Source organism: Sphaerospermopsis reniformis (genome assembly GCF_005402885.1).
Classification (GTDB): Bacteria; Cyanobacteriota; Cyanobacteriia; order Cyanobacteriales; family Nostocaceae; genus Sphaerospermopsis; species Sphaerospermopsis kisseleviana.
In genome coordinates this window covers 1-8,077 of the sequence record NZ_BJCE01000243.1, presented here as the reverse complement: position 1 = coordinate 8,077, position 8,077 = coordinate 1, and the positions used below count along the sequence as shown (strand labels likewise).

The following is an 8,077-nucleotide window of genomic DNA, read 5'->3' as shown; positions in this document are numbered from 1 at the left end:
GACGGACTATTTTTGTGACTAAGAATACAGACTTTGTACTGTTTTCCTCCCTTGTCACCTTGTCCACCTTGTCCACCAAGTCTTGCCCTGACGACAATGTAAAATACCTACCCTTGTGAGGGACTGGGGACTGGGAAGAAAGCAGGGGGGTAGGGTGCAAGGGGAAGTTAATAACCCAATCACCAATCACCAATCACCTATAATGGATATTCATGAGAAACAAAGGGGGTGGAAACAACTTCTCCTTCACTGTTTCCTACTTGCACTTTTAACCCTACACCACCAGCTTTAGAACGAATGTAACCTAGTCCAAAATGACCTTCAGGGGTTTCTGTGTAACTGGTAAGTTTACCGACTTTTTCATCTCCTATGGTAATCACGCTTCCTGGTGCTGCGGGAGCGTTAAGACTAATTCCCCATAAATATTGTTTTACACCTTTATAGGTGTTTAATCTAGCAATGGTTTCTTGACCGATGTAACAACCTTTATTAAAAGATACAGTTTGCCACAAACCGATCTCTAAGGGATTATACTCATCAGTGATTTCTGCATCGGGTACAGGACGACCTTGTAATATTCGCAAAGTTTCCCAATGGCGATCGCTCAATTCTACCGCATCATATTCTAATATTTTCTCCCACAGTTTTTGTTTTTCCGCTACAGGGAAAATGAGAGTATATCCAGGGATAGCTAACCCACTACCCACGGCAAAAATCATATTATCAACCACAATGTGACTATTATTGGGTTTACCAATCAGTGAACCAGCCCCCAATTTTTCTACAATAGCATCGCTTTGGGGTCCGATGAGGCTAAAAGTTGCAGTTTCATCAGTGATATCGGTTAACGTTACCTTGTCTGCAAAAAATATGTAACGATCTAACCATGACATCAAAAATTCTCGCCGATGGGGTGAAACTAAAAGTAACACTGCATCATCGAGAACATAACCAGTTACTAAATCTATAGTTCTGGCTGTGGATGTAACCATTACAGTATCACAACCTTCACCTGGTTTGAGGCGTTGAAAATCATTGGTGCTTTGGTTGTGTAAAAACCGCAGACTGTCATCACTAGAAACACGGATGCGTCCCCAATGGGAGCGATCGCACACAGCAACTTTTTCTTTAGCTGCATGAATAGCTGCTGCATTTTTATTATCAATTGCAGATGTTGGCATAGTAATCAAGACTTACCCTATTTTCAGGTTTTTTACATCACAAATATTAACAAATATAGATACCTGCTTACCAGTGATGTTGATAATAAAACACCTGAGATGTATGGAGTTAATCCAAAATCTAAAATTTCAAATTTCTTAATCTACAACTCTAATTAAGCCTTTTTTTAAACCATCAAATACTTGATTGATTTGCATAATATGTTGATCTTGGCGCGTAATTCGGCGATTGGTAAATATGCGTTGCAAGATTGCTTCTAAATTGCTGGGATCTGAATTAGCTATAAATTGCATATTTCCACCTCGCAGTTTATTTATTTTCGATGCTAATATATTCTAAAATATCAACTTTTGATAAAGTTTACATTCGTAGCGCTACGGAAACGCACAAAATTTAATCTAATTGCAAATTTGTAGCTTTAGGTTATTCATTTTTTCGGTAAAATAACTTAGATGTTTAAAAGTTCACAGGTTTATAAAATATGACATTAGCGGAAATTGGAATTATTGGTGGCAGTGGTTTATACAAAATGGAATCTCTGAAGGATGTAGAAGAAATAGAAATAGAAACACCTTTTGGCTCACCATCAGATGCGGTAATTATCGGCACTTTAGCAGATACAAAAGTTGCCTTTTTGGCTCGTCATGGTCGTAATCATACGTTATTACCTTCTGAATTGCCGTTCTGTGCCAATATCTATGCTATGAAGCAATTAGGAGTAAAATACTTAATTTCTGCTAGTGCAGTTGGTTCGTTGAAAGCAGAGGTAAAACCATTAGATATGGTAGTTCCAGATCAGTTTATTGACAGAACTAAAAACCGTATTTCCACGTTTTTTGGTGAAGGAATTGTAGCGCATATTGCATTTGGTGATCCAATTTGTAAAAATTTGGCGGCTGTTTTAGCTGATGCGATCGCTTCTCTAAATTTACCTGATCTCACTCTTCACCGTGAAGGTACTTATGTCTGTATGGAGGGTCCTGCATTTTCTACCAAAGCTGAATCAAATCTTTATCGCAGTTGGGGTGCAACAATTATTGGCATGACCAATTTACCAGAAGCAAAGTTAGCCAGAGAAGCGGAAATTGCTTATGCAACTTTGGCTTTAGTTACAGATTATGATTGTTGGCATCCAGATCATGATAATGTCACAGTAGAGATGGTGATTGGCAATTTACAACGCAATGGAGTAAATGCCCAAAAAGTAATTCAAGAAACTGTAAAGCGGTTAAGTGAAAACCCCCCTCAAAGTGATGCCCATTCTGCTTTGAAATATGCAATTTTGACAAATTTAGCAAATGCACCAGCCGCAACTAAGGAGAAGTTAAGTTTGTTGTTGGAGAAGTATTTATAGGGCATTGGGAATTGGGAATTGGGAATTGGGTTATTCATCCTCCCAGTCCCTAGTCACCAGTCACCAGTCACCAGTCACCAGTCACCAGTCCCCAGTCCCCAGTCCCCTCACACTACCTTAAAACTAAAATTCAGACTTGCCCAGTTATTCACATTTAATACATAAGAATCAGTAGTAGTTCCATTGATTTCCGCTTTAGCTTTAGTACCATTATGTAAATCTTGCAGTAAAGCCTGGGCAACTTCTAAGGTATTAACTAACTGACTAATGGGCTGTTGATCAGCGGTGGGATACCTAGCCGTTACCAAGGCTGCTAAAGTTTCCGTAAAAGGAGATGTACTCAATATTAGTTGATGTTCACAAAACAATGCTCGTGTAGGCAACAACCAGCCAAAGGTAGTATCATTTTGGGGGAATTTGAGGATTTGTCCTGGGGGAATGATTATTTCTTGCAGATCGGGTTTGGTGTCAGAAGCACTTGCTTCTGGGGACATTTGCCAAGGGTAAAAAGCTATGGCACTTCTAGTATTATTTAACCCCACCAGCATTACATAAATTGGGCGATCGCTCAAATTTTCTACCCGGTACTGCATCCTACTACCCACGGGAACTGTAGGAACAACTGTTCCTGGGGTGGTAAATGCTTTGTTAGTTGTAGTTTCCCCACTCAGATTGCGCCATGTTTGTCGCTGCATCACTACACGAGGCGAGATTTTGTTCATCATCTCTAAACTCGCTTTCACCGGTAAACGAGAAGAACCTTCATTTTCTGTCAGTCGCCATAACTTGGCGGCTAACAAGGTGGAAAATTTGGGTGTTAATCTTTGTACTGCAACTTTAACTGCTTCTCCAATTTCTCCAGAAGTATTATTTATTAGCTCACCACTGAGAGAAAAAAGACCATAACGACTAGGAACATTTTCCACTTTACCAAATACGTAATCAGCGCCCTGATCTGCTGAGGCAATATTTATCATGCGGGTAATGGCTGCAAAGGCACTGGTAGCGTCTACACGCTCAATTCTTTCCAGTCCCGAATCTAAGGCTACTGTTAAATTAATATTCCGGGGTAACATACGTACAGATTCCTGTACCAGTTGCCCAACTTGTAGAGATTTGCTATGTTCTTGACTAGATATCTGTGCTTTTGCAGTTAAGCCACTGCGGGACTTTAATATTAACTGTTCTCCAGTCGGCAAAGTCAATCTCGAATTAACACCATAGTATTGCCAAACGTGCGGGGGGATTCCTCCTAACCATAATTGTACTGTTTTACCATCGTCATCCTTAGCTTTCACTACTCCTTCTGCTGTAGTGCTTTCTATGGGAAAATTCTCATTAATTAAAACACTTTGAGGATTTTTCTTCTCACTGAGTAACCCTGGTTGCTGTTCACTACCCAGTTTGTACATAGAACTACTAGCATGAGATAGCAGAACTTGAATTGTTGTGGCTGGGGTTGCTTCCCATAGATATTGAGTCAGAACGTAGGTAAATAAACCCGCACTGAAACCAGAAAACAATAATTCTCCTGCTGTTTGCTCTGGTTGTGAAGTTGCTTTTATCACCATGACATTGTTAGCAACTGAGTTCTGTGTTTGCAGGTGGTTGAACAGATCCAGTTCTTTGAGTGCTAACTTTGCTGTTGATGGTTCTGGACGGGCGCGAAATCGCAAACCGGCAGGATGTAATGTACTTTTAGCATAGTGGCTAGTATCTAATACTGCTGTTACTCGGTCTGTGGGGAGCGATCGCAATAATCCTAAAAGATTTTCTTCTAATAAATAGTTGACAAAATTTATATTCTGTGAATTTTCGTCAACTGGGATCAGGGCATTCTGCAAATTTTCTGGGAAAGTACCCAACTTGACACGACTACCATAGCCGCTAAAGTGGAAAATCACAACATCATCGGCTTTTGCTTGTTTACCCAAGTGATCTAAAATAGCTGCCTCAATAAATTCTCGACTGGCTTGTTCCTCAGTTAAAGTAAGAATATCTGAAGTTGCAAAGCCAAAACGGTGAATCAAAAGTTCTTTTTGCAATTCCACATCTGTCAGACAACCACCAAGGGCGGGACTTTGTGGATATTGATTTATACCTATTAGCAATGCCAACTTGCGGCTATTGGGTGCTGCTAAAGCTTGATAATAGTGATTTCCCAAAGTCAACCACTCAGCTTGAGTTAAACCCAATAGTGCCAGTATAGAGCCAATTCTTCCTAAAAACGCACGCCGTTTCATAAATTAGCTGTTAACCCTCAGTCGATAAGGTACAGCTTAAAGGGCTGAGGGCTAAAGAGTAAAGTTTGAAATTAGACTTTTTGCTACTTTTTCAGTCTCTTTAAACCAAAGCTGGTTGTTGGATAGACATTGCTCTGGCTAACTCGGCTGCCACTTCTGGACGAGAAAATTCTGGTGGGGGTAACTCACCACGACGCAACATTTCTCTAACTTTTGTTCCCGATAGGTGAACCCGTTCCTCTGGTTTGCTAGGACTGGTTTTAGTGGTGGCCATTTGTTTGGTGCGTGTGCAGTAGAAAGCGTGTTCAAACTTCATTGGCACAATGCCCAGTTCTTCTGGCGCAAACTCATCAAATATATATTGAGCGTCATAAGTGCCGTAGTAGTCACCTACTCCCGCATGATCTCGCCCAACTATAAAATGTGTACAGCCGTAATTTTTACGCACTAGAGCATGGAAAATAGCTTCTCTGGGTCCTGCATAACGCATTGCCGCTGGGTTAATTGCCAGAATTACTCGATCTAAGGGGTAATAATGATCCATTAATATTTCATAACAACGCATCCGTACATCTGCAGCGATGTCGTCTTCTTTGGTTGCACCGACTAATGGGTGTAAAAATAGACCATCAACTGTTTCCAAGGCGCACTTTTGAATGTACTCATGGGCGCGGTGGATGGGGTTGCGGGTTTGGAAACCAACGATAGTTTTCCAACCTTTTTCTCTAAACATTTGCCGGGAAGCAGCGGGATCTATTTGGTAGGCGGGAAACTGGGGATGAGGATCACGTTGCAGTAACCAGATATCCCCAGCCAGATTCACAGAACCTTGGTTATATACTACCTGTACTCCAGGGTGTTTGGCTTCATCTGTGCGATATACATTTACAGCTTCGCGTTTTTTGTCGTAAGTATATTTTTCGCTTAGTTCCAAAACCCCAATATACTCGCCATTGGGGTTATCCAGACGCACTAAACCACCTACTTGGAGAGGGGCGGCAACTTCTTCTGTGACAGATAGTGTAATGGGAATTGACCAAACAGTACCGTTAGCCAATCGCATTTCTGCGACTACGCGATTATAGTCGGCTTGGTTCATGAAACCAGTCAGCGGACTAAAACCACCGATCGCAATCATTTCTAGATCGGAAACGGCTCGCTCATCAAGGGTTACTCGTTGTAAAAATTCTGCTTTGGAAAGAAATAATTCTCTTTGTTCAGTTGAAGCAATTCTGTTAATTAATTCTCCGCCGTGGGGGGCGATCGCATCTGGTTGGTAACTCAACGTGATTCCTTCCGTAATTTATAAATATTGTTATTGTTGCAATCTATGTACTAAGTTATCAAATTGTGGGTACTTTGTGTTACAAGTTCACAAAAAAAATTTTCTATTGCCGGTCGGAAAGGGTGTGATTGGGGATTGGTGACTGGGGATTGGTGACTGGGGACTGGGGACTGGGGATTGGTTACTGGGAAAAATCTTTCCTCCTCTACTCCCCTACTTCCCCTACCTCTTGAACTCCTGACTCCTGACTCCTATCCCCTAACGAAAAGACTTTCAAAAGCATTCCCTAATTATGCTACCTTTGAGTAAGAAATATGAGATTGCCAAATGGTAATGCTATGCAAACGGAAAAAATATCTATTTCCTTGCCAACAGCTTTATTGCAGTTTGTGGAGAACTACAAAATTACCAAAGGTTGTAAATCTCGTTCTCAAGTAATTGAGTTAGCGTTAGATTTATTGAGATTTCAAGAGTTAGAGCAAGCATATCGGGAAGCATCAGCAGAAATTGACCCAGAATGGGAATTAACCCTAGAGGATGGGTTGAAAGATGAAACGTGGTGAAATTTATTTTGCTAACCTCAGTCCCGCAGTAGGGTCAGAAATGGATACCTGAACGGTTGCTTTAATTAATATTGTGTAGTACAATAGTATTTTAGAAATATATATTATTCGCTCGAAGGAAAAAATTTAAGATACTTTTTATTACTAAGAATAGTTGCTGGAATTATCAAAATCGAAGGAAACAAGTATGCTCAGTTGTCATGATGTTGCAAAGTATTTTCTATCTCAAGCTGATGAAGATGCTGGGGATTTAATTTCTAATCTGAAACTACAAAAATTACTTTACTACGCACAAGGTTTTCATTTAGCACTGTATAACGAACCTTTGTTTCCTGAGCCTGTTGAAGCTTGGATTCATGGACCAGTTGTACCGGAAGTTTATCATGAGTATAAAAACTTTGCTTCTAGTGCAATTCCCATTCCTGAAGATATTGATTTTTCGATATACGATGAAAAAACTGTTGATTTACTAGATGAAGTTTATAGCGTATATGGTCAATTTTCAGCTTGGAAATTGAGAAATATGACTCATAATGAAGAACCTTGGAAAGACACAGATGTAAGTGATGTTATTACTCATGAATGTCTAAAAAAATATTTTAAAACTCAGCTTTTAGATGAAGATGAGTAAGAAAAAAATTAAACAACCCCAAAAAGATAGGGGTAATAAACTAACAACTCCAAATGATCAAAAAGAAATTTCTCCAGAAAAAGCTCCACCTGTATTTTCTCTACGTTACCTAGAGGGTGAATATTGTTTAACTAAGTGTGAGAAAGATGATCAGGTTGCATTTGCTTTAAAATTGCATAGACTGAGTAAATTAACCTGGAGTCAAATACACTCGCAAGGTAGACACCAACTTGGTTATGAAAAAATTTCTAGGGATGCTATTAAAGCACCAATTCCCAAATTTATTACAGAAGATGTCAATTTTATTGCTTTTCGCTTTTCCGGTATAAAAGCAATGGTAGGCTATAGAGATGGTGCTATATTTTATGTTATTTGGTTAGATAGAAATTTTACTCTTTACAATCATGGTTAATTGCTGTTTGCAGATAGTACATTTTTCATCTAACAATTACACTGTAAAGATTTGTTGTGCTGTTAATTGCAAGTTAGGAAAGATGGAAGAAACAAGTTGATCGTTATTTTGAAACAATTGCTTTTCATATTCATCACCAACTAAGGTACAAATAGTAATTGTTGGTTGTTTGGGTTTACCAATATATTCTCTTCCTCCAATTCCCAAATAATCTACAATCAAATATTCAGGTACACCTAATAAAGCGTAATCTTCGACTTTACGGGCGTAGTCGTTTATTTAGGGTTTGCTGAATAAACACAAAACCTAGATAAAACAAGAGTTTAGGGGGCAGAACAGAGGAACAAAGTGCAAGGAAAAGGGGTAAAATAGGTAAAAACCCTTGCATCAAGGTGCATCAAAATGTA

At 39.5% G+C, this 8,077-nt stretch carries 8 protein-coding genes and 1 pseudogene; 4 read left to right on the top strand and 5 right to left on the bottom strand.

The features are described from left to right. Positions 1 to 197: 197 nt before the first annotated feature. Positions 198 to 1,181 (bottom strand): CAF17-like 4Fe-4S cluster assembly/insertion protein YgfZ, encoded by a 984-nt coding sequence (gene ygfZ, locus FFR48_RS22935; protein ID WP_137668960.1) that lies wholly within the window; start codon positions 1,179 to 1,181, stop codon positions 198 to 200. A 138-nt stretch (positions 1,182 to 1,319) separates the two neighbouring features. Beyond that, positions 1,320 to 1,475, bottom strand: a complete 156-nt coding sequence (locus FFR48_RS29100; protein ID WP_190648154.1) for a hypothetical protein — start codon at positions 1,473 to 1,475, stop codon at positions 1,320 to 1,322. A 188-nt stretch (positions 1,476 to 1,663) separates the two neighbouring features. Here FFR48_RS29100 and FFR48_RS22930 point away from each other — a divergent pair, with 188 nt between their 5' ends. Beyond that, positions 1,664 to 2,536, top strand: coding sequence for an S-methyl-5'-thioadenosine phosphorylase (locus FFR48_RS22930; RefSeq protein WP_137668959.1), 873 nt, complete (start codon positions 1,664 to 1,666; stop codon positions 2,534 to 2,536). Positions 2,537 to 2,643: 107 nt separating this feature from the next. On the opposite strand, the gene FFR48_RS22925 is transcribed toward FFR48_RS22930, so the two are convergent. Both FFR48_RS22925 and sat read right to left on the bottom strand, forming a co-directional pair. Next, the gene (locus FFR48_RS22925) at positions 2,644 to 4,779 is read right to left on the bottom strand and encodes a caspase family protein (protein ID WP_137668958.1); all 2,136 of its coding nucleotides are present in this window, start codon (positions 4,777 to 4,779) and stop codon (positions 2,644 to 2,646) included. A gap of 100 nt (positions 4,780 to 4,879) precedes the next feature. After that, positions 4,880 to 6,064, bottom strand: a complete 1,185-nt coding sequence (gene sat, locus FFR48_RS22920; protein WP_137668957.1) for a sulfate adenylyltransferase — start codon at positions 6,062 to 6,064, stop codon at positions 4,880 to 4,882. Positions 6,065 to 6,402: 338 nt separating this feature from the next. On the opposite strand from sat, the gene FFR48_RS22915 reads away from it, so the two are divergent. The 3 genes from FFR48_RS22915 to FFR48_RS22905 all read left to right on the top strand — a co-directional run bounded on the left by FFR48_RS22915 (position 6,403) and on the right by FFR48_RS22905 (position 7,670). After that, positions 6,403 to 6,627 (top strand): CopG family transcriptional regulator, encoded by a 225-nt coding sequence (locus FFR48_RS22915; protein ID WP_137668961.1) that lies wholly within the window; start codon positions 6,403 to 6,405, stop codon positions 6,625 to 6,627. A gap of 187 nt (positions 6,628 to 6,814) precedes the next feature. After that, the gene (locus tag FFR48_RS22910) at positions 6,815 to 7,258 is read left to right on the top strand and encodes a Panacea domain-containing protein (protein WP_096570692.1); all 444 of its coding nucleotides are present in this window, start codon (positions 6,815 to 6,817) and stop codon (positions 7,256 to 7,258) included. After that, positions 7,251 to 7,670: a hypothetical protein gene (locus FFR48_RS22905; RefSeq protein ID WP_199291085.1), complete on the top strand. Its 420-nt coding sequence runs from the start codon at positions 7,251 to 7,253 to the stop codon at positions 7,668 to 7,670. Before FFR48_RS22910 ends, FFR48_RS22905 begins: the two co-directional genes overlap by 8 nt. A gap of 36 nt (positions 7,671 to 7,706) precedes the next feature. On the opposite strand, the pseudogene FFR48_RS22900 reads toward FFR48_RS22905, so the two are convergent. Beyond that, positions 7,707 to 7,946, bottom strand: a pseudogene (locus FFR48_RS22900) (Uma2 family endonuclease); the annotation flags it as partial. Positions 7,947 to 8,077 lie beyond the last annotated feature (131 nt).